A 22,583-nucleotide genomic window follows, 5' to 3' on the forward strand; every position below is an offset into this window, starting at 1 on the left:
GTCTAAAGCAAACAAAAAGCCTGCATTGCAGGCTTTTTGTTTATAAGAAAAATAGACTTATTTACAGACAAGCTTTTTAACTCTCAGGTTAGGCACCTGTTTGATAATTTGCCTGATTCACCGCGGTCGATGCCTGGTACGGATTTTTAAAATCATTTAAACCGGCAGCCGCCTCCTGAATGTCTTTACCTTCTTTAATCACGAAAGTATCGAAACCAGAACGCTTCATGTAGTTCAACACATCTTTGAATACATCACCAGTGGCACGAAGTTCGCCTTGGAAACCTTGACGGCGTAAAAGTGCTGCAAATGAATAGCCACGGCCATCATTAAAACCGGCGAATTCAATAAAGATTGCATCTAATTGAGCTAGCGGAAATTCATTGCTTTCAGGTGAAGCATCAACGGTTAAGTACAATGCTTTTTTACCTGAAACATGGCGAAGTTGATCTAACTGATCTACCGTCAGGACCACATCACCTTGTGGTAAAACACCCTCTTCACCGATGAGCTGATAAGTATTTTCTGTCACTGTGCCATCTTTAGAGAGCACTGCGAGTGCGGTATTAAGCATATGCACGCTCCTTGAATGGTTGGATGCCAACACGGCGATAAGTATCGATAAACTCTTCAGCATCCTGACGTAGATCAAGATAGGTATTAAGAATTTCTTCTACAATATCCGGCACTACATCTGCTGCAAATGACGGCCCAAGAATGTCGCCAATTGAGGCATCATGGTCTGCATTACCGCCAAGCGTGATCTGGTAGAATTCAGCGCCTTTTTTATCAACACCCAAAATCCCGATATTACCGACATGGTGATGACCACAGGCATTCATACAACCAGAGATGTTCAAGTCCAGTTTACCCAAGTTGTAAATGGTATCCAGATCATCAAAACGGCGTGAAATCGCTTCAGAAATCGGAATCGATTTTGCATTGGCCAATGAACAGAAATCACCGCCCGGGCAGCAGATGATGTCGGTCAAGAAACCGATATGGGCACGTGCCAGGTTGTTTTGTTCAAGAGTTTGCCATACAGCGAACAAATCTTTTTGCGGCACATCGACCAGCGAGATATTTTGTTCATGCGTGGTACGTAATTCACCGAAAGTGTACTGATCGGCAAGGTCTGCAATCAGGTTCATTTCTTCGGTGCTGACATCACCCGGTGCAATGCCGGCACGTTTCAGTGAAATCGTCACAATACGATAACCTTTCACTTTATGTGCATTGGTATTGATATTGAACCACTGTTTGAATTTTGGATATTGCGCAAACAATTCAGTAAAATCTTCATCTGCATAATCTTGATAATCAAATGGGGTGAAGTTTTCATCCATTTTTGCCAAGGTGTCTGCATCGATTTTCAAAGTCTTAACAGTATGCGCAAATTCAGCTTCAACTTTCTCAGCAAATACCGCTGGCGTTAAAGCTTTGACCAAAATTTTGATACGGGCTTTATATTTGTTGTCGCGACGACCATGCAAGTTATACACACGAAGCACTGCTTCAAGATAAGCAATCAAGTCTTCACGTGGCAGGAACTCACGGATAAAGCTGCCAATCACTGGAGTACGGCCAAGACCACCACCCACTTTGATTTTATAGCCCATTTCGCCGGCTTCATTACGCACAATATATACACCGATATCGTGAAATGCAGTGGCTGCACGGTCGGTTTCTTCAAGCGCAGAGACTGCAATCTTGAACTTACGTGGCAAGAAAGCAAATTCCGGATGGAAAGTTGACCATTGACGGATCAACTCACAGGTCGGACGTGGATCGGCAATTTCACCAGCCACTACACCGGCATACTGATCCGTCGTGGTATTACGGATACAGTTGCCTGAAGTCTGAATCGCATGCATTTGCACGGTCGCCAGTTCAGCCAGCATATCTGGCACGTTTTCCAGTGCCGGCCAGTTAAACTGGATGTTTTGACGGGTCGAAATATGCGCGTAACCACGGTCATATTCTTTAGCCAAATCAGCCACTTTACGCAGTTGCTTTGAGTTCATCAAACCATAAGGCACTGCAATACGTAACATCGGCGCATAACGCTGTACATACAGACCATTTTGCAGACGAAGCGGACGATACTCATCTTCGGTGAGTTTACCGGCTAAATAACGTTCCGTTTGGTCACGGAACTGTGCAACACGTTCATTAATCAGTTGCTGATCGAAATCAGTATATAAATACATGGCGTACAGCTGCTAGTAGTTTCTATTATATCGATCGCAAGGATAGCGAGATTAAACCTATCAATAAAATGCTTTTTATACATATTTCATAGCTGTTTTATTGATAAGCCTGCCAAAGTTTCACTGATATCACGGTTTAGCGCATTTAGTGTAGTTTTAAAGCAATAATGCTTTAATTCATCAATCGTTAGCAGTTATCTTCATATAGTGATATTTCAATCTTTTACCCTTTTTGTCTTTTAAATAATTAAAAATATTACCATTTTTCACTCTCACCCAAAAACTGACCGGCAAAATCATAACGTATCTTTGAACGTGAAAATTTAATCGGACAGGCCAGTTGTGCTTCGGTCTGCTGACTATCAGGTTTTAATGGAACCTGTACTAGCCATTCTCGCTGTTGCGCTAAATCAGAATGCAAAGCTTCTTCAAGTTTTAGCACCGGCTCGACACAGACATCCAGCGCTGCGAATAGTGTTTGCCATTCCGCTAATGGTTTTGACTTTATTCTATTTTGAATTGCCTGTTTCACCGCAGCACGATCTTCTGGAGCAAAAGAATTGCCTTTTTCTAGAATAATCGGCAGTTCTAAAGCCTGTGCCAATCCCTGCATAAATTGAGGTTCCAGACTGCCAATCGACAGATAACGTCCATCCTGTGTTGCATAATAGTCATAGAAAGTCCCGCCATTCAGATAGCCAGACTCAGGTCGTTGATGCTGATTGCCAGCCAGACTGGCGGATGCGGCCAGATTATTCATGGTGACCACACAATCGGTCATGGAAATATCAATATATTGACCTTTACCGCTGCGCTGGCGTTCGATCACTGCCGCCAGAATTGCAATCACGGCATGCATAGAACCACCGGCTACATCGGCAACCTGAATGCCTAAAGCAGGTGGCCCACTTTCGATCCGGCCACTGTGTCCAGCAATACCGGACAAGGCCAGATAGTTAATATCATGTCCTGCTTTCGCTTTGTAAGTACCGGTTTGGCCATAGCCAGTGATGGAACAGTAAATTAATTTGGGGTTAATTTCGCTTAAGGTTGAGTAGTCCAGCCCAAGCCTTTGCATCACGCCGGGACGGAATTGCTCAATCACAATGTCATAATCTGCAACCTTGGATTTGACCAGTTCGATATTGGTCGGATCTTTCAAATCCAGTGCTACCGATTGCTTGTTTCGGTTCAGATAACTCTGTGAAGTGGCCTGTCCATTGGCAAAGGGGGGCATTAATCGCAACAGGTCCGGGCGGGTCGGTGATTCAATATGCACAACCTCGGCGCCGAGATCAGCCAGATATAATGTCGCGAATGGGCCTGGTAATAATGTAGAAAAGTCTAGAATTTTCAATCCTTTTAAGGTATATGACATTGGAGTATTTACTCTACTTATATTGCTTTTTTCAGCATCATAGAAACATAAATGCATAAAAACAATGTCATGTTCAGCCATTTACCTTGATAGTTTCGGCAATCTAATATGTAAGAAAATGGCAAAGGTGTTCTTGTAAATTGCCATTGCTTTATTATTTTTCGTCATTTAGGTCAAATATTAGTGAACATTAAAGAGACTGAAGGATTAAACATGAGTCGTGATACGATCAGTATCCATTTCGTCAATGCAGCCTTATCTGGCGTCAAGCGCTTAGGCATGGATGTCGATACTTTATTGTCTCACGTCGGAATTGAAGCAGAACTGCTGCATCAACCCAAAGCCCGTATTTCACCTGAACAATATACCCGCTTTATTAAAATGTTATGGATGGTGACCCAGGACGAGCATGTCGGCTTTGACAAACAGCAACGCCGGTTAGGCACTTTTGCCATCATGTGTCAGCTCATCATTCATGCCAAAACCTTAGGTGATGCACTGGAACTTTCCTCGCAGTTCTATAAACTCTTCGGTGATGACTGGTCGGTGACCCTGGAACGTGACAAACACGAAGCACGTCTGGTGCCCCTCATTCCAAATGCGATGGATCCGGATCATTTTATTACCGAAAGCATGCTGATGATCTGGCATGGTCTGGCATCTTGGCTGATTGAACGTCGTTTACCGCTGGAACGTGTGCATTTTAGCTATCCACGTCCAGTCCATGCCGATGAATATGATGCCCTGTTCTTTGCGCCGGTAATGCAGTTCGACATGCCACGTACCGAAATCACCTTTGCTGCGGACTATCTGGACCTGCCGATCCGTCAGAATGAAGAAACCTTAGAGGAATTCTTAAAAGCTGCGCCTGCTCAGCTCCTAGTGAAGTTTAAAAATACCAACTCGCTGACCTCAAGAATCCGTGATGTATTGAAGAGCCAGATTGGCGAAGAAATGCCGACATTGAATGATGTCGCGTCAATGCTGTATTTATCTCCTCAAACCTTGCGCCGCCGTCTAGCAGCCGAAGGTAAAAGCTATCAAGGTGTGAAAGATGCCTTGCGCCGTGATGCCGCGATTCATCTGTTATTGAATCCAGATCTAACCCTCGAAGATGTCGCGCAGCAGGTCGGTTTCAGTGAAACCAGTACCTTCCATCGTGCCTTCAAGAAATGGACCGGTGTAACCCCAGGTCTATATCGCCAGTTGCATGGTTATCATTAATTAAAATTCTTGATATCCTCTTCTCCAGCCCAGGCTTCCAGACCTGGGCTTTTTTTATTGGCAAAAATCGTCAAATGATCTGGTCCGTTCTCGTCATTGCACTTCAAAATTTAAGTATTACACTCGAGTCATTAGAATAATTTTCAGCAAATTAATAAAAGGGACATGCTATGAGCGAGGCATATATTATCGACGCCATTCGCACGCCACGCGGAAAAGGTAAAAAAGATGGATCTTTACATCAAGTCAAACCCATTTCATTACTGACTGGCTTACTTAACGAACTTCAGGCACGTCATCAATTTGATACATCAAAAGTCGATGATATTGTGCTGGGTTGTGTCACACCGATTGGTGATCAAGGCGCCGATATTGCCAAAACCGCGGCGATCGCAGCGGGTTGGGACAATGATGTCGCCGGTGTACAAATCAACCGTTTCTGTGCTTCCGGTCTGGAAGCTGTCAATCTGGCTGCACAAAAAGTCCGTTCTGGCTGGGAAGATCTGGTCGTTGCAGGCGGCGTCGAATCCATGTCCCGCGTAGCGATGGGTTCCGATGGCGGTCCTTGGGCACTAGATCCTGAAACCAATATGGCCTGTGATTTTATTCCGCAAGGTATTGGCGCGGACTTGATTGCCACGATTGACGGTTATAGCCGCACCGACGTAGACCAGTTTGCCGAGCAATCCCAGAAGAAAGCCGCTGCCGCACAAGCCAATGGTTATTTCAACGCTTCTGTTATCCCGGTCAAAGACAAGGCCGGTGTGGTGATTCTGGACAAAGACGAATTTATCAAACCGACCACAACTGCTGAAGGCTTAGGCAAACTCAATCCTAGTTTCGCGACCATGGGACAGATGGGCTTTGATGCCATCGCCCTACAAAAATATCCTGAAGTTGGCACGGTGAATCATGTGCATCATGCCGGGAATTCTTCCGGAATCGTCGATGGTGCAGCCGTGGTTCTCATCGCATCGGAACAAGCGATCAAAGAACAAGGTTTAAAACCGCGTGCCAAAGTACTGGCAACGGCGCTGGTCGGGGCTGATCCTACCATTATGCTGACCGGCCCTGCCCCGGCAGCACGTAAAGCTTTGGCTAAAGCTGGCTTGACGATTGATGATATTGACCTGTTTGAAGTCAATGAAGCTTTTGCTGCGGTGGTGATGCGATTTATTAGCGAACTCAATGTTGATCCAGCGAAAGTGAATGTGAATGGTGGTGCAATCGCTATGGGTCATCCATTGGGCGCAACAGGCGCGATGATTCTGGGAACTTTACTGGATGAGTTAGAACGCCAAGGCAAAAAACGTGGACTAGCCACACTGTGTGTCGGTGGCGGTATGGGCATCGCCACCATTATTGAATTGGTTTAACTCAAATATTTAAAGTGTTTGATTCACGTTTTAGTCATATGCAACCTGAGCAAAACCAAAGCACTGCTTTGGTTTTAGCGCAAGATCATTGTTTTACAAAATTAATAGATTTTGCGTATGACAATGGTTTTGCCTACTTTTGCTAAATGAGAAATACATTTCGTAAGGCAGGTCGAACTGAAGCTTAAACCAAGAATTTAGATGAATTTGGAAAGGCTCCGGAATAAGGAAAATTTCTAAAATCTAATCAGGATATTAATTCCAAATTCATCCCATTATGATCTGGATAAAAATTTATGAGCGCAATTCAATATCAAAAAACTGAAGATAATATCGTCATTCTGACCTTTGATTCTCCAAACCAGTCTGCCAATACCATGAATGCAGATTTTCGTAGCGCTTTGGCTGAAACCGTAGAAAAACTCAAAGCTGATGAAAATATTACTGGCATCATTTTCCGGTCTGCGAAAAAAACCTTCTTTGCCGGTGGCGATCTGGATGAACTGATTCAAGCTACACCTGAACATGCGACTGAATTCTTCAACATGATTGAAGAGATGAAAGCGCAGATGCGTTATATCGAAACCCGCGGCATTCCGGTTGTGGCTGCACTAAATGGCACAGCACTGGGCGGTGGCTGGGAGATTACTCTGTGTGCCCATCATCGTATTGCCTTGAATGACCCTAAAAGCAAGTTTGGCCTGCCTGAAGTCACACTGGGTTTACTACCCGGTGGTGGTGGTATTGTCCGTAGCGTGCGCCTGCTCGGCCTGCAAAATGCCTTTCCCTTGTTGATGGAAGGCAAACAGTTGGGTGTAGAGAAAGCCCGATCTTTAGGGCTGATTCACGATGTGGCAGACAATACCGATGAACTCTTAGACAAAGCCATTGTCTGGATCAAAGCCAATCCGAAGTCACAACAGCCTTTTGATGTAAAAGGCTACAAAATTCCGGGTGGTAGCCCTTCAACGCCAGCAGTTGCACAGATGCTGGCGATTGCCCCAGCGATGCTGCGTGATAAAACCAAAGGTTGCTATCCTGCACCTGAAGCAATCATGTCGGCAGCGGTGGAAGGTGCTCAGGTCGATGTCGATACGGCGCTGACCATTGAATCGCGTTACTTTACTTATCTGGCCACCGGTCAGATTTCTAAAAATATGATCGCTACTTTTTGGCATGGATTGAATGCGATCAAATCCGGTGCCAGCCGTCCCCAAAAGGTTGCGAAATGGAAAGCCACTAAAGTTGGCATTCTGGGCGCAGGCATGATGGGTGCAGGCATTGCTTATGTGACTGCCAGCAAAGGCATTCAGGTTATTTTAAAAGACATTTCGATTGAAGCGGCTGAAAAAGGTAAAGCTTATAGCCAGAAACTGCTGGATAAAAAAGTAGCTCAAGGACGTTTATCTGCTGATCAACGAGATCAGGTTTTAAGCCTGATTCAAGCGACTGCATCCAATCAAGATCTGGCCGGTTGTGACCTGATCATTGAAGCGGTGTTTGAAAATCCCGCACTGAAAGCTCAAGTCACACAAGAAGCAGAACAGTATCTTGCCAGTCATGGCGTGATGGCATCGAATACTTCGACCCTGCCTATTATAGAGTTAGCCCAGGCTTCAAAAAATGATCAAAACTTTATCGGTCTGCATTTCTTTAGTCCGGTCGATAAAATGCAGCTGGTCGAAATCATCAAGGGGCAAAATACTTCAGCAGAAACACTGGCCAAAGCCTTTGACTTTGTCCAGCAGATTGGCAAATTACCGATTGTGGTAAATGACAGCCGTGGCTTCTTTACCAGTCGTGTCTTTGGTACGTTCGTTCAAGAAGGTTTGCGCCTGCTGGCAGAAGGCGTGCATCCGGCGCGGATTGAAATGGCTGCACTCAAAGCCGGTATGCCAGTCGGGCCATTGGTCATTCAGGATGAAGTGTCCTTGACCCTCTCCGAACATGTGGCCAATGAAAGATACAAAGTCTTAGAAGCACAAGGTCAGACCATCACCAAATCACCCGCAGATGAAGTCATTCACAGTATGATTCATGAGTTTAACCGTAAAGGTAAGGCTGCCGGTGCAGGTTTTTATGATTATCCAGAAAATGGTAAAAAGCAGCTCTGGACGGGTCTCAACCACTGGAAAAAAGAGGTTGATCTTTCTGAACAGGAAATGATGGATCGTTTCCTGTTTGTGCAGGCACTGGATACCGTGCGCTGTCTGGAAGAAGGCGTGCTGGAGTCTGTGGTCGATGCCAATGTCGGTTCCATTTTTGGCATTGGCTTTGCAGCCTGGACGGGTGGCGCGGTGCAATTTTTAAATCAGTATGGTCTGGCCAAGGCGCTGACCCGTGCCAAGGTACTCGAAAACAAGTATGGTGAACGCTTCAAAGCACCGCAACTCCTGAAAGACCGGGCAGCAGAAGGCCAGCCGATTCAATAATTTTGAGCTCTAAATAAAAAGAGGAACTGAGTTGCTCTTTTTATTTTCCGGATCTGGCTGAATCAGTGGATACACTCGTCTAATGACAGATTTTGATCTGCTTTTTGATCAATTTATGTTATAAAGTTACATAAGTTTGATATCCACGTGGGTAAGACCTATGACTGATCACAGTTCACCTGAAAAATCCCCTTGGGGTTGGAAAGCACTTATTATCTTCTGTATTTTAGGTGGATTATTCATGTTTATTTTTTGGCTTGCGGTGACGAATGAACCGGATTACATGCCAAGCCAGCAAAATAAACAGACGACCCAGCAGCATGCTTTTAAAAATGCACCGACCATGTCTCCTGAAGCAATTGCGAAGGCTCAAGCAGATCGTGAGGCACGTGCGACTGCCAATACGGCTCATTCCGATACAACAGCGAATGAACATAATATGTCAACTGAAGAACATGCCAACATGGAGAGTGCCGAGCATAGCTCAGCGCATGGCCACTGATCTTGATTCAGTAAGGGCGTAAAAAAAGCGAGGTCAATGCCTCGCTTTTTTGTATCTCAATAACTAAAAAATTAAAGCTTTAAATACATATCAATATGCGGGATGCCGCAATCCAGATAGTCTTCGCCCTGAACCTTAAAACCCAATGCCTGATAAAAACCGATGGCATGTACTTGCGAAGACAGTTTTAAATCTTTTCGATGATCTGCTTTGGCATAATCGATAATGGCCTGCATCAATTGCTGCCCAATCTTCAAACCACGATGTGACTTTAATACTGCAACACGACCTACACTGTTATTCGCCAGCAATCTTGCAGTGGCTATCACATGACCCTTTTCATAGACCACAAAATGGATGGAAATGGCATCTTGCTCATCCCATTCCTCTTCAGCGGCAATATTCTGTTCTTGAATAAACACGGCTTCGCGAATGGTTTTGGCATGCTTCGCTAAATCCTCCCAACCACCCGAAACAATTTTAAGCTCTGAATCCTTTAGCATTTAGAACCAATCCCCTGCTGATTCCACTGATTATTCAATAACAATTCCAGTGAATGTTTTTGGATAGCGTACATTTCTTTCAAGTCCTGAATCTGTTTCAAGACCTCCTGATCCGGTTGTTGGTAATCTTTGCGTTTCGTCGCCAGAATCATTTTATTTTTACTGGTATGTTCCAGTGCCACAAACTCAAAAACTTTGGTTTCATAACCATAGGCTTTCAGCAATAACGCACGAATGGTATCGGTCAGCATTTCTGCCTGTTGACCGGCATGAATACCAAATTGCAGCATCGGACTCAGCACTTTTGGCGCCTGTAACTGTGGGCGCAATTCCTTATGGCAACATGGCGCACACATGATCATCTGTGCATTCAGGCGAATACCGCTGTGAATCGCAAAATCCGTTGCCACATCACAGGCATGCAAAGCAATCATTACATCCAGACGTTTCGGTTCATAAGTACGCACATCGCCCTGAAAAAAGTCGAGCTGATCAAAGCCAGATTGTTGCGCGACCTTTTGGCAGAACTCGACCATTTTCGGATTCAGTTCCACCCCTGTAACCCACGGCGTCTCACCATGTTTTTGCATATAGTCATATAAAGCACAGGTCAGATAGCCTTTACCGGAGCCAAAATCCACCACACGCAGACCTTCGACTTGTGGCTTGAGCTGCGCCAATGCACCCGAAAAAATCTCGACAAATTTATTAATCTGTTTCCATTTACGCGCCATGCTCGGAATGATCTGCGCGTTATGATCGCTAATGCCGAGATGCTGTAAAAAGATGCTGTCCTGATCAACATAACGTTGTTTAATCCGGTCATGGCCCTGTTCAGCGGACTTGGCCTGAAGCGTCGAGTTTTTGTTTTTAGTACGGGTCAACATGGCTTTTTTCTTGTTTTTTTTCAGCTGTAACTCTTCATCTAGCGTCATTAAATTGGCTTGCTTGCAACATGCTAATAATACTGTCACCTGTGCCAGTGCATCCGCTAAAGGATAGTTTTTGGTGACATCCTGAGTTTTATGGCGATACAGACAGCTCATTACTTTTTGCCCATTTAATGAAATGACTCGCAAGGTCATTTTCTCTAAATCCTGTAGTTCACCTTTATACTGGCTTAAGATCAGACGATCAAATTGATCACTTTCAACAGCTTGCTGAAATACATCTAAAAACTGCTGTTCTTGGTCTGAGAGAGTTGCCAACGTTGACATAGATAAAACCTGAAATGAATTGCCCCTCAAGTTTAAATCTTCTTAACCTAAAAGCAAAATTGAATTACTATACAAATGTATATTTTAAAGAAGAATGACAATCATGCAGAATGCGCCGCTGGTTCCAGATTATGATCACACTGAGGAACGAATTAATTATATCAGTCATGCTGTGGGTGCTGGACTATCGGTAATTGCTGGTATTCTTTTGATTATTAAAGGGTCTTATCTCAGTACTGGACAATGGATTGGACTTTGGGTCTATGCGCTGAGCATGATCTTGCTCTTCTCTGCGTCCATGCTCTATCACATGGCCACCGCAGCAGACCGTCGTTATTTTTATAAAAAAGTTGATCATACTGCAATTTATTATTTAATCGCCGGAACCTATACGCCTTTCCTGTCAATTGCCATTCCAACAGCCAAAGCCCAGTATTTATTGATTGCACTCTGGGTGATCGCCCTCATTGGTACACTGTTCAAGTTCGTTTTCATTCATCGTTTCCAGAAAATTTCTTTGGCGGCTTATCTGGTCATGGGCTGGCTGGCGCTACTGGTAATGGATGATATGCAACAATATCTCAGTGCTCAATCTTTGACCTTTCTGGTCATTGGCGGATTGGCTTATACCGTAGGTGCATTGTTTTACGCTTTAAAAAGAGTAAGATATACCCACGCTATCTGGCACATATTTGTATTGATAGGCGCAGGATCACATTTTCTGTCTATCTATCTTTACGTGATTTAATCATCTTCTTTTTCATTTCAGTGACCCTGAGCGAGTTAAAGCGAGAAGATTGCAGTTGTTTTTTTAAAAAATTACGCCTTTTTTAAAAAGATTACGCTTTTAAAACTAAGCTTTTTTATTTTTAGTAAGTGTAAGGTTCTCCATGGCGTCGTCTAATTCTGCTGCTCAGCCAGCACAAAATTCAAAATTTCGCGTTTTAACCGCGAGCTTGGTCGGTACTACAATCGAGTTCTTCGATTTTTATATCTATGCCACTGCTGCTGTCATTATTTTTCCATATCTGTTCTTCCCTGCAAGTACAGATCCGATGACTGCCACCATTCAGTCGCTTGCCACTTTCGCCATTGCCTTTATTGCCCGCCCGATTGGTGCGGCACTCTTTGGTCATTTGGGTGACCGGATCGGGCGAAAAGCCACATTGGTCGCTGCCTTGCTGACCATGGGTATTTCCACCGTTGCGATTGGCCTCTTGCCCACTTATGCGCAAATCGGGATTGCTGCACCACTCTTGCTTGCACTCTGTCGTTTAGGTCAGGGCTTGGGGCTGGGTGGTGAATGGTCAGGTGCAGTACTTCTTGCCACCGAGAATGCACCTGAAGGTAAACGTGCCTGGTATGGCATGTTCCCGCAACTGGGTGCTCCAATCGGCTTTATTCTGGCAACAGGTTCTTTCCTGACGTTGGGCGCTTTCATGTCTGAGGCTGACTTTATGGCTTGGGGCTGGCGTATTCCATTTATCTCAAGTGCCTTGCTGGTGATTGTCGGTTTATGGATTCGTTTAAAACTGCATGAAACCCCGGCATTCCAAAAGGTGCTAGATAAACAAAAAGAAGTGAACATTCCATTTGTTCAAGTCTTCAAAAAACATTCTCGCATGCTGGTACTCGGCACCATCGCTGCAATCTGTACCTTCGTGGTGTTCTACCTCACCACAGTATTTGCATTGCAATGGGGTACTAAACAGCTAGGTTATTCTCGTGAAGAATTCCTGCAATTGCAGTTGGTTGCAACCCTATGTTTTGCTGCCTTTATCCCACTTTCTGCAGTATTGGCCGAGAAATTTGGCCGTAAAACCACCTCGATTGCAGTCTGTGTTATCTCTGCCATCTTCGGGATTTTCTTTGCAGATATGCTGGAATCTGGCAGCACGCTGGTGGTATTCCTGTTCTTGTGTATTGGTCTGGCGATCATGGGCTTAACCTATGGGCCAATCGGTACTGTATTGTCTGAAATATTCCCGACTTCAGTACGTTATACCGGTTCTGCATTGACCTTTAACCTGGCAGGCATCTTTGGTGCATCCTTTGCTCCGCTGATTGCCACCAAACTGGCAACAACTTATGGTCTGTCTGCAGTCGGTTATTACCTAACCGCAGCATCAATCCTGTCACTGATTGCATTTCTGTTGATTCGTGAAACCAAGAATGATGATGTAAATAATCAAATTTAAAGTCTTAGTTTGATTTAAAAGCCAGCATTCGATGCTGGCTTTTTTATGATTTCACAACAAAACTCTGCTACTTATCTCGTTAAATTTGCTCAACAATCAAATGGACTCAACCAGACAATGAGGCAAGGCAATGCAGGAACTTATTGAATCCCTAACCCAGGAACAGTTGGTCAATATTATTATTTTGCTGGAAGATGATAAAAAAATAGAGGCCGTTCGCTATATCACCGAGCACACGACCTTGGATGAAATCCAGGCGCTGCAAGTGATTGAGGAAATTGTCCGTGAGCACGATGTGGTCATGAAAACTGAAAGCACAGGACCGCGCTTTAGTGATGATGCGGGTGAGATTGACCTGGTAACGCCTCCCCTTGAAATTCCGACCCATCCGAGCCTGAATACCCCCACAGAAGCTGAAATCACCGCACGACAATTACGCGAAGACGTCCCAACCCGAAAAATTGAAAATAAAATCTGGATTCTGGCAGCCATTGCAGTGCTGTTATTGATCCTGATCTGGATCATCAGTTAAAGCTGAACAGGACAATATCTCCATTTAGATCAGTTCAATAATATCAATGGTGGGTGGTACTCTAAAACGAAAAGGTACGCCGACCAAACCGGTGCCAACCGTGACAAACACATCTGCATGTTCATGACGGTACATGCCCTTCTTGTGCCCCAAAATTGATACTTTTTTCATGACATAATCGGTCAGCCAAGGCAATTCCACCTGTCCGCCGTGGGTATGTCCAGCCAGCATGAGAGGACGTGTCGGCAATTTGGGAATCATATCCACCGTATCGGGATTATGCGACAAAATGACCCAAGGCTTGTCCTGAGGTAAATCTGGCAGACTGCGCATATCGGCTTTACCCGCCCAGAGATCGCCCACACCCAAGAGCCGAAATTCATCAAATTCGACAATTTGCCCTTCAATATCCATGACCTGATTGACTTGCAGTGCATAACGCAACAGTTCCTGAATCGGTGGTCCCGGATATTGCTCGTCATGATTGCCATTGACGGAATAGACTGGGGCATGAATTTCTTTTAAAACTGCCAGTTCTTGTGCCAGTTTATTTTCCGGCTCATAAGTCCAGTCCCCGGCCACCACCACCAAATCGGGTTGAACATGATTTAACTTATGCACAATTTGTCGCAACTGCCGTTCATGACCAGAAAACAGACCGATATGTAAATCTGCAATCAGGGCAATCCGGACGGGTTGCTTTAAGCGTTTATCCGCATTGATCTGATATTGTGTCGTTTTCACTTGAATTAAATGCGGCTCGATAAAGCGTGCATAACTCAAGACGGCGCTGATCAAAAATACAAAAACAGCTTCATGCAAGGAATAATAACCGCTCCATCCGGCATAAATACTGAAGAACACCAGTGGAACCAGTAAATAGGACAGGTAAAAAGCCAACAAATGACAAAATGCTTTAAATGGATGAATGGTCTCGGTACGAGATTGACTCGACCATGCCTGGTACACAGCCCAGATGGCCAGAATGGCCATGCCTAAATAAAAATAAAAAAGTACGGAACTGGTATCCCACATAGATTTGCCTTGTCGAGTCGAGAAGCTGATTACTGGCTTTATATTTATCTTTTCATAGCTGGCAATTATACTCAATTCTAATTTTTCATTCTTCGACTTATATGGCCACTGCTCCCCACGTTCAAGCTCATTCAAAATCTCCCAGCTTTTCATCAATTTATCGCTATAAAGCTGGGATTTTACTGAGCTGTAGCATGATCTTGGGTCTTCCTGCATGCAGTACTTTGCCCAAGCAAACTGAGCAGCCTAGCCAAATGGCATTTGAAACAGATACCTCACAAACCAGTTTGGCGCAAATTGTTGAACCTTTACGTGAACAGAACATCGGCCTGACCGGTTATCGTGTGCTCTATGACCCACTCGAAGCACTGGGTGCGCGTATCCAGCTGATTAAGAAGGCCGAGCGTAGTCTGGATCTACAATATTATATTTGGGACAACGACCGGATTGGCACCCTTGCCCTGCATGCGATTATTCAGGCGGCAGATCGTGGCGTAAAAGTGCGTCTGCTAATGGATGACAATAATGCCAAGAAAATGGAAGGTATTTATCTGGCCTTAAACCAGCATCAGAATATCGATGTTAAACTGTATAATCCCTACCGTTTTCGAAAATATCGTGCCATGGACATGGTGCTGGATTTAAAGCGTATTAATCGCCGCATGCATAATAAAAGTTTTATTGCCGACAACCAGATTGCCCTGATTGGTGGACGCAATATGAGTAACCAATATTATAATGTCAGTGAAATTTATCAGTTTTCCGATGTCGATGTGATGCTGGTCGGTGCAGCATCGGATGAAATCATTCATTCCTTCGATGAATACTGGAATGATGATTATGCCTATCCGGTGCAACAGATTGTCAATCCGCGCCATCATGGCTTACGCTTTCCAAGCCTGAAACAACAACTGGAAAAGCACAGTCAGGATCAGGCCACACAGAATTATCTGGATCTGGCCAATCGTTCCAGAGCATTTGACCAATGGCTGGAACAAAACATTCAACTGGATTGGGTCGAAGCCGAAGTGGTCAAAGATCCTCCAAGCAAAATCAAGGCCAAGGCCAAAGCCGAAGAACATCTCAACTTCCAGTTATTACAACATCTGGAAAAACCTGAACAAAGTGTTGATATTGTCTCTGCCTATTTTGTTCCGGAAAAAATTGGCGCAGATCGTTTAAAGAAACTGGCGGATGAAAATATCGAGGTCCGTGTCTTGACCAATTCGTTTAAAGCCAATGATGTTGCCGTTGTACATGCCTTTTATGCCAAATATCGTCAGGATTTATTGGAAAATGATGTGCAGCTATATGAGTTCCTTGCAGCGCCAGATGCCGATCATCTCAATGCCAATACAGCGGAAATTTCCAAAAAAGCCAAAGTCAGCCTGAAAGGTCTGAGCCGCTCCAGCCTGCATGCCAAGCTGATGGCAATCGATCAAAAACAGGTGTTTATTGGTTCTTTTAACTTTGATCCACGTTCTGCCTATCTCAACACTGAAATTGGTGTCTTACTGAATAGTCCCTCTTTAGCACAGGCAGTGCACCAAACCATGGATCAGAACTTAAGTAAATATGCCTATAAACTGGTGCTGGATGCCAACCAGAATATTAACTGGAAAATCAAGAAAGCCAATGGAGAGGTTAAAACCTTCACCAAAGAACCCGGAATAAGATGGTACCAAAAAGCTGGGCTCAAACTGGTGTCCTGGTTGCCGATCGAAGGGTTTATGTAAGTGACAAACAGCTTGAGTTGAACTATTTAAAATAGCCTCTTCTTTAACGCTGCCTTCTTCTCATGGATTTGCCCAAGTTTCAGAGATATGAGTGTGGCAAGGATGTCACATATTATCTATCACGACAGGACGTCGTGTATGGCTAATAAAGACTTTTGCCTACTTTTGGTCTGTCAAAAGTAGAGTTTCGCCAACACAAAGCCATTTAAATGTTTAAAGCAAAGATAAGGCTATACACGTCTATTCCCAAGAATAGATATCAAATGCCTAAATTTCTCATCCAGTTGTTTTTTATTAAGTCTTTTCTAGTACACGCGATTGCAACTCCACCAAGCCAGCCTGCATGGTTTGCTGTACCACACGGGTCAGGCTTTCAACAGTGTGCCCCTCAGTCGCGATTGCAGGTAAAGCCACTAAATGTGCAATCACTTGTGGCATTTCCAGTACTTTTTTGACATGGGCTGCAAAACTGATGTCATTGATAAACGGCGCAACCACATCGAGGTCGCCCTGCTGATTCACATAACAAATCAGGCAAATTTGCACAGGACGCTGTGCCTCAATCGCAGCACCCAAAATCCGGCCGTGTACTTTTTTAATGGCTCGCCCATCTGAAGTGGTGGCTTCAGGAAAAAATAATACGGGAATATTCTGTTTTAAAAATCCGGTAATCTGTTCGCGGATACGCACCGAATCACCAGAACCACGTTTGATAAATAAAGTGCCGCCACCTTTGGCCAATTTACCCAGAATTGGCCAGTTTTCAATTTCTGCTTTGGCCAGAAAAAATACGCGTGCCCCTGAACCTAAAACTGCAATATCGAGCCAGGACACATGGTTACTCACCCATAAAGCGGGTTCGCGCGGAATTTCACCGTGCACCTGGACTTCTATGTTGAATACTTTGCACAACTGTCGACAAAAATGTTGCACATAACGGGTATTGGTTGGATTGTTCGGATTTTTGTATAAACCGTGACGGAAAACCAAATAGAACCCTTCACTGATAACAGCCAGTGAAGCTGTTACTTTTCGCGTATAAAGCCAGAATTTTGCCAAGCCATGTCGGTGAGATGTTTGATCTTGTACAGTTGGGTTCATAAAAACGTCACTAAATCCTAAGCTAGATACAGGGAATATCCACGAATTAAACTCATTCTATACTGTTCATTCGCAACATGCATTGATAATAAAAACCGACCAATAAGATCTATATCTTCAATTTTAATTGGATTAATGAATAATTTAGAATAAAATCATCGGAATATTGGATCAAAAAGGATCGCTGCCATGCCAGATCAAACCCAGCCTGCGAATGAAAAGCTTCAGCCTTTACAAGTGCTCAGATATATTTTGGGTGGTACCTGTATCTATGCCGCTGTACTGGTAACACTTGCACAACTGTTTGTCACCGCACTTTAAACCAAAGCCGCGCTAATTCAGTATCTGCCTCGCTCTTTTTCAACTACACTAAAGCTTTCAAGTGGAGATTGGCCTGAGTGGAATATTTAGAACAACATCGGGGGAAAGAACGCATCATTCTGGTGAGTGTCAGCGTACAAATGCTGGATGACCTTGATGCTGAAGAGTTTAATCTGCTGGCGCAATCTGCAGATGCCGAAATTCTGGAACATATTCATGCTCAACGCGTCAAACCGGATGCCAAATTTTTTATCGGTTCAGGCAAAGCAGAAGAAATCGCCGAATGCGTAGAAGAACTGGACGCCAATCTGGTCATTGTTGATCATGCCCTGACACCGGCCCAGGCCCGTAATCTGGAACAGGTCATCAAGTGCCGTGTGGTCGATCGTACCGAACTGATTTTAGATATTTTCGCCCAGCGTGCCCGTACCTATGAAGGCAAGCTGCAAGTCGAACTGGCACAACTGCAACATTTATCATCCCGCTTAATTCGCAGCCGTGGCAATCTCGACAGCCAAAAAGGCGGCATTGGCTTGCGTGGCCCGGGTGAAACCCTGCTTGAAACTGACCGTCGTTTACTGCGTATTCGCATGGGACAACTGAAAGTCAAAATTGATAAAGTCCGCCAGACCCGAATGCAAGGTCGTATTGCCCGTCAAAAAGCAGCTGTCCCCACTGTGTCTTTGGTCGGTTATACCAATGCCGGCAAATCGACCCTGTTTAACCTGCTGGCCAAGAGTGATGTCTATGCAGCCGATCAGCTTTTTGCCACCTTGGACCCGACTTTAAGACGTCTGGAATGGGATGGCATCGGTAATCTGGTATTGGCAGATACGGTGGGTTTTGTTCGCAATCTTTCCCACTCGCTGGTTGAATCCTTTAAGGCGACCCTGGAAGAAACCGTAGAAGCTACCCTGTTGCTGCATGTCATCGATTCAAGTAGTCCAGAAATGCTGGAGCAGATTGAAGCGGTTGAAAAAGTCCTGAAAGAAATTGGTGCCGATGTTCCGATCCTGCAGGTTTACAATAAAATTGACTGTAGCGGCGATGAGGCCAAAATTATTTATCGACGCCCGGGTGAGCCAGAACGTGTCTATGTTTCAGCACATAGTGGCGAAGGGATCGACCTGCTGCGTAAAGCGGTACATGAAGCCCTGATGGGACAATTGCAATCCTTTGACCTGATTCTGAAACCCGCCTACGGCAAGCTGCGCAACCAGCTTTATGGTTTAAATGTAATCCAGTCAGAACATTATGATGATGAAGGTCAGCTGCATTTACATATTCGGATTGCAGCACAAAAACTGGAGCAGCTGATTAAACAGGCGCATTTACCTTTAGATGAAATTTTGGGAAAACAGGCGCAGCAGTTTCAACGTCCACTGGAAGCGTTTGAAATCCGGTCAAAGATCGAGTAAAACTTGATAAGTAAACTTAATAATTGATCATACGAATGAACTGGATAAAACGAATAGACTGGCCAGCATGGATCGGCACCCTGTTACTTATTATTGTCTTTCGGGAAGCATCCGTCTGGCTCATGACCCAGCTGGATCATCCTGAATTGGGCAATCTGGTAGGGTTACTCAGCTTATTGATTGCCCTTTTTACCTGGCGCTATTTCGGCAAACTTCCCGCTCGTCTCGTAGACACCAATAACAAGCTGATGAAGGAAAGCGCCTTTGCTTTCCTGCCTGTCAGTGCAGGTGCACTGATGATGCTGGTCCATATGGGCCAGAAAATTCCGGCATTTTTGTTCATCATGTTTTTCAGCACCCTGATTCCTTTATGGATTTACGCCAAAATGGCCAAGCGCTGGTTATAGGAGTACCGCATGTTATCTATTTTATATGGCTTTGCGGTCACGCTGATGGCCTATCTGATTGCCAAACCCTGTAACCGGATCATCCCGCAAATTCCTGTCATCGTATTTAGCATGTTCTTTGTGCTTGCAATTTTATTTGTGCTCGGGATTCCTTATCAAAATTACATGGATCAAGTGAATCCGCTCTTCAATCATTTACTTGGCTATGTGACCGTCGCCCTGGCCATTCCACTGGCTGCAATGCGCTATGATGACTTACCACTAAAAGCGATTATCGGTATCTTGGTTTTTGCCAGTATCAGTGCTGTCGCCCTGCCAATGGGACTGGCATATCTGCTGCATATGTCTTCCGCAGATATTATGGCTTTCGCGACTCGGGCGGTGACGACACCCATTGCGATTAATATCGCCACCTTGCTGGATGCTCCAATCAGTATGGTGATTCTGATTGTGATTCTTTCCGGAGTGATTGGCGCAGCATTTTCACCGTTTATCCTGCGGCATATCAATGATGAACGTGCTTCCGGACTGGCCTTAGGATTGGCAGCACATGCGATTGGTACAGCTCAGGCCTGGCAGCGTGGCAGTGTTGCGGGACGTTATGCCGCTTTCGGTATGGCAGTCAATGCGGTGTTTACTGCCATCTGGCTGCCTACTTTTATACTTTATTTGCAAAAAATGTGACTAGTGAATCATTTTAATTGTTTGTTTTGTGCTTTAATCGTTCCTAATATACAAACATAAAACAATTTTATTCAAGGAACAGAAATATGAAAAAGGTTCAATTATTCTCGGCTTTACTTTTAACCTCTTTCAGCCATCTGGCCTTAGCTTCGGATCTGTCAGGGACATGGCGTAATATCGATGATAAAACCGGTTCACCTAAAGCATTCCTGGAAATTCGCGAAACAGCTACAGGCACTTATACGGCCAAAATTACCAAAATCACGCCGCGCCCGGGCTATACCCCAAAAGAAAATTGTGTCTCTTGTCCTGCACCTTATACCAATAAACCGATTCTTGGACTGGATGTACTGACAGGCCTGAAGCACACCGGCAATAATAACTTTGCTCAAGGCAAACTACTCGATCCATTATCCGGGAATGTGTATAGCACCAAGGCAAAATTAAGCAGTAATGGTAAACGTCTGACTTTACGCGGCTATGTAGGCGTTTCGGCCCTGGGTCGCAGCCAGACCTGGATTAAACAGGATTAATTCATACTCTATTGAATAAAATGTGATGAGTTTAAAATTTAGCAGAGAGAAGCTTGCATTTTCATACATTAAGTTGTATGAATATTGAACATATGCTTTTCTCATGGATTATGAAAGTATAATAAGTAGAATTTACATAATATGTATCAAATGGAATTTGATGCGTTGTCATAAGGATATCGTATGCAGAAAATTGCAATTTTAGGTGTATTTACAGCCTCTATAGTCACCTGCTCCATGGCATTTGCGCAGGAGTTATCGGGTTTCTGGCAACAGATTGACGATAAAACCGGCTCACCTAAAGCACTGATTGAAATGAAAACTCAGGCAGATGGTTCTTATACTGGGAACATTCACAAAGTTACACCGCGACCAGGCTATACGCCACGGGAAAAATGTATAAAGTGCCCACCCCCATATACAGACAAACCGATTTTAGGACTAGAGATCATTAAAGGGCTGAAACCAACCAGCAAGAATAACTATGGACATGGTCAAATACTCGACCCTTTAACTGGCAAAATTTATGATTTAAAAGGGCGGATTTCTGCCAATGGGAAACGACTGACTCTACGTGGATACATTGGGATATCTGCCATCGGCCGTACACAAACCTGGATTCGCCAGGATTAATAAAGCAGCACATTTGTGTTGGAGATATTTTATTTCATCTATAAAAAAAGGGATAAATATAATGAAACAATCTAAATTAGGATTAATATTCATCGCTGCCATGATGACTGGCATTGCGTATGCACAGGACTTAACAGGCACCTGGCAACAAATTGATGACAAAACCGGTTCACCAAAAGCAGTGATTGAAATTCGCCAAAATGATAACGGTACGTTTGCCGGAAAAATTATCAAAGTTACGCCACGTCCGGGCTATACCCCACAGAAAACCTGTAATAAATGTCCTGCTCCCTATACCAATCAACCTATTCTGGGCATGGATGTACTGACTGACTTAAAACATGTGGAAGGCACCAATAACTATGAAAAAGGCCGTGTGATCGACCCGTTGGCGGGTAAAATTTACGATGCCAGAGTACGTCTGAATGCCAATGGTAAACGTTTAACCTTGCGTGGTTATGTCGGCGTTTCTGCTTTAGGCCGCAGCCAGACCTGGATTCGTCAGGATTAGTATCCAATTCTCAATATTAATAAAAGCTGCCAACTTGGCAGCTTTTTTTAGTACATTAACTCTATAGTATTCAGATAATTATTGACTATTTAATCATAATTCCTAACATGAGGGCGCGATGACAAAAAACTCTCTGGAATGACTCTCTATGTTAAAAAAAATATTACTTGCCGCATTGACCACAGGGTTTAGCATGACCCTTTGGGCGGAAGATATTACTGGAACTTGGCAACAAATTGATGATAAAACGGGAGCTGCCAAAGCGATTATCGTAATTAGCCAAGAGCCTAACGACACTTACTCTGCTAAAATTGTGAAAGTTACCCCTCGTCCGGGCTATACACCACGTGAAAAATGTAATGCCTGCCCTGCTCCCTATACCAATCAGCCCATTTTAGGTATGACAATTATCAAGGGCTTAAAACATGTTAAAGGCACCAATAACTATGAAAAAGGTAAAGTGATTGATCCTTTGGCAGGTAAAATTTATGACGCAAAAATGCGTTTAAACAACACTGGCAAACGTTTAACCCTGCGCGCCAGTGTAGGTGTTTCAGTACTTGGTCGTAACCAGACCTGGATACGTGCAGACTAATAGATAGTTTAAAAAAGCCACGTGATCACGTGGCTTT

The 22,583-nt window shown here is 44.2% G+C and carries 23 protein-coding genes; 16 read left to right on the forward strand and 7 right to left on the reverse strand.

The genetic code is table 11. The annotated features are described in order from the left end of the window. Positions 1–88 precede the first annotated feature (88 nt). The 3 genes from FTU42_RS11255 to FTU42_RS11265 form a co-directional block, all read right to left on the reverse strand. Positions 89–574 (reverse strand): DUF934 domain-containing protein, encoded by a 486-nt coding sequence (locus FTU42_RS11255; RefSeq protein WP_005098005.1) that lies wholly within the window; start codon positions 572–574, stop codon positions 89–91. Then, positions 567–2,210 (reverse strand): nitrite/sulfite reductase, encoded by a 1,644-nt coding sequence (locus tag FTU42_RS11260; protein WP_005098006.1) that lies wholly within the window; start codon positions 2,208–2,210, stop codon positions 567–569. Before FTU42_RS11260 ends, FTU42_RS11255 begins: the two co-directional genes overlap by 8 nt. A 256-nt stretch (positions 2,211–2,466) precedes the next feature. Next, positions 2,467–3,588 carry a CaiB/BaiF CoA-transferase family protein gene (locus FTU42_RS11265; RefSeq protein WP_180078658.1) on the reverse strand — a complete coding sequence of 374 codons (1,122 nt, stop codon included), beginning with the start codon at positions 3,586–3,588 and terminating at the stop codon, positions 2,467–2,469. A 213-nt stretch (positions 3,589–3,801) separates the two neighbouring features. On the opposite strand from FTU42_RS11265, the gene FTU42_RS11270 reads away from it, so the two are divergent. The 4 genes from FTU42_RS11270 to FTU42_RS11285 all read left to right on the forward strand — a co-directional run bounded on the left by FTU42_RS11270 (position 3,802) and on the right by FTU42_RS11285 (position 9,122). Then, positions 3,802–4,812: an AraC family transcriptional regulator gene (locus FTU42_RS11270; protein WP_005098008.1), complete on the forward strand. Its 1,011-nt coding sequence runs from the start codon at positions 3,802–3,804 to the stop codon at positions 4,810–4,812. A 170-nt stretch (positions 4,813–4,982) separates the two neighbouring features. Then, on the forward strand, positions 4,983–6,188 hold the full coding sequence (locus tag FTU42_RS11275; protein ID WP_100354774.1) for an acetyl-CoA C-acetyltransferase: 1,206 nt from the start codon (positions 4,983–4,985) through the stop codon (positions 6,186–6,188). Positions 6,189–6,484: 296 nt separating this feature from the next. Next, positions 6,485–8,620, forward strand: a complete 2,136-nt coding sequence (locus FTU42_RS11280) for a 3-hydroxyacyl-CoA dehydrogenase NAD-binding domain-containing protein (RefSeq protein WP_180083413.1) — start codon at positions 6,485–6,487, stop codon at positions 8,618–8,620. A gap of 160 nt (positions 8,621–8,780) precedes the next feature. Then, positions 8,781–9,122 carry a hypothetical protein gene (locus FTU42_RS11285; protein ID WP_034608399.1) on the forward strand — a complete coding sequence of 114 codons (342 nt, stop codon included), beginning with the start codon at positions 8,781–8,783 and terminating at the stop codon, positions 9,120–9,122. Positions 9,123–9,193: 71 nt separating this feature from the next. On the opposite strand, the gene FTU42_RS11290 is transcribed toward FTU42_RS11285, so the two are convergent. Together FTU42_RS11290 and FTU42_RS11295 are read right to left on the reverse strand one after the other, a co-directional pair. Then, a complete protein-coding gene (locus FTU42_RS11290; RefSeq protein ID WP_100354772.1) occupies positions 9,194–9,625 on the reverse strand; it encodes a GNAT family N-acetyltransferase in 432 nt (143 codons plus the stop codon). Then, positions 9,619–10,842: an SAM-dependent methyltransferase gene (locus tag FTU42_RS11295; protein WP_100357972.1), complete on the reverse strand. Its 1,224-nt coding sequence runs from the start codon at positions 10,840–10,842 to the stop codon at positions 9,619–9,621. The genes FTU42_RS11290 and FTU42_RS11295 overlap by 7 nt, the downstream gene beginning before the upstream one ends. A gap of 103 nt (positions 10,843–10,945) precedes the next feature. Here FTU42_RS11295 and FTU42_RS11300 point away from each other — a divergent pair, with 103 nt between their 5' ends. The 3 genes from FTU42_RS11300 (at position 10,946) to FTU42_RS11310 (ending at position 13,572) form a co-directional block, all read left to right on the forward strand. Continuing rightward, entirely contained in the window at positions 10,946–11,590 is a 645-nt protein-coding gene (locus FTU42_RS11300) for a hemolysin III family protein (protein WP_180083414.1), read from the forward strand. A gap of 142 nt (positions 11,591–11,732) precedes the next feature. After that, positions 11,733–13,040 carry an MFS transporter gene (locus FTU42_RS11305; protein WP_074383499.1) on the forward strand — a complete coding sequence of 436 codons (1,308 nt, stop codon included), beginning with the start codon at positions 11,733–11,735 and terminating at the stop codon, positions 13,038–13,040. 130 nt (positions 13,041–13,170) lie between these two features. Further along, entirely contained in the window at positions 13,171–13,572 is a 402-nt protein-coding gene (locus FTU42_RS11310) for a hypothetical protein (RefSeq protein ID WP_100357973.1), read from the forward strand. Positions 13,573–13,596: 24 nt separating this feature from the next. On the opposite strand, the gene FTU42_RS11315 is transcribed toward FTU42_RS11310, so the two are convergent. Further along, a complete protein-coding gene (locus FTU42_RS11315; RefSeq protein ID WP_074383501.1) occupies positions 13,597–14,607 on the reverse strand; it encodes a metallophosphoesterase in 1,011 nt (336 codons plus the stop codon). Positions 14,608–14,708: 101 nt separating this feature from the next. On the opposite strand from FTU42_RS11315, the gene FTU42_RS11320 reads away from it, so the two are divergent. After that, positions 14,709–16,343 carry a phospholipase D family protein gene (locus FTU42_RS11320; protein ID WP_100535391.1) on the forward strand — a complete coding sequence of 545 codons (1,635 nt, stop codon included), beginning with the start codon at positions 14,709–14,711 and terminating at the stop codon, positions 16,341–16,343. A gap of 294 nt (positions 16,344–16,637) precedes the next feature. Here the strand turns inward: FTU42_RS11320 and FTU42_RS11325 are convergent, their stop codons facing one another. Then, complete coding sequence (locus FTU42_RS11325) at positions 16,638–17,444, reverse strand: 1-acyl-sn-glycerol-3-phosphate acyltransferase (protein ID WP_005098020.1); 807 nt, start codon at positions 17,442–17,444, stop codon at positions 16,638–16,640. 189 nt (positions 17,445–17,633) lie between these two features. Here FTU42_RS11325 and FTU42_RS14925 point away from each other — a divergent pair, with 189 nt between their 5' ends. From FTU42_RS14925 to FTU42_RS11360, 8 genes are all read left to right on the forward strand, one after another. Then, positions 17,634–17,765, forward strand: coding sequence for a hypothetical protein (locus tag FTU42_RS14925; RefSeq protein ID WP_257225582.1), 132 nt, complete (start codon positions 17,634–17,636; stop codon positions 17,763–17,765). Between the two features lie 77 nt (positions 17,766–17,842). Further along, positions 17,843–19,183 (forward strand): ribosome rescue GTPase HflX, encoded by a 1,341-nt coding sequence (gene hflX, locus FTU42_RS11330; RefSeq protein WP_180083415.1) that lies wholly within the window; start codon positions 17,843–17,845, stop codon positions 19,181–19,183. A 35-nt stretch (positions 19,184–19,218) separates the two neighbouring features. Further along, on the forward strand, positions 19,219–19,590 hold the full coding sequence (locus FTU42_RS11335; RefSeq protein WP_005098027.1) for a hypothetical protein: 372 nt from the start codon (positions 19,219–19,221) through the stop codon (positions 19,588–19,590). A gap of 9 nt (positions 19,591–19,599) precedes the next feature. Further along, positions 19,600–20,274, forward strand: a complete 675-nt coding sequence (locus tag FTU42_RS11340; protein ID WP_005098028.1) for an LrgB family protein — start codon at positions 19,600–19,602, stop codon at positions 20,272–20,274. Positions 20,275–20,360: 86 nt separating this feature from the next. Continuing rightward, positions 20,361–20,807, forward strand: a complete 447-nt coding sequence (locus tag FTU42_RS11345) for a DUF2147 domain-containing protein (protein WP_005098029.1) — start codon at positions 20,361–20,363, stop codon at positions 20,805–20,807. Between the two features lie 183 nt (positions 20,808–20,990). Then, on the forward strand, positions 20,991–21,440 hold the full coding sequence (locus FTU42_RS11350) for a DUF2147 domain-containing protein (RefSeq protein ID WP_005098031.1): 450 nt from the start codon (positions 20,991–20,993) through the stop codon (positions 21,438–21,440). A gap of 61 nt (positions 21,441–21,501) precedes the next feature. Then, entirely contained in the window at positions 21,502–21,951 is a 450-nt protein-coding gene (locus tag FTU42_RS11355; RefSeq protein ID WP_180083416.1) for a DUF2147 domain-containing protein, read from the forward strand. Positions 21,952–22,099: 148 nt separating this feature from the next. Next, positions 22,100–22,546 (forward strand): DUF2147 domain-containing protein, encoded by a 447-nt coding sequence (locus FTU42_RS11360; RefSeq protein ID WP_005098035.1) that lies wholly within the window; start codon positions 22,100–22,102, stop codon positions 22,544–22,546. Positions 22,547–22,583 lie beyond the last annotated feature (37 nt).

The sequence above is a fragment of the Acinetobacter sp. YH12102 genome (assembly GCF_013419125.1).
Taxonomy (GTDB): domain Bacteria; phylum Pseudomonadota; class Gammaproteobacteria; order Pseudomonadales; family Moraxellaceae; genus Acinetobacter; species Acinetobacter pseudolwoffii.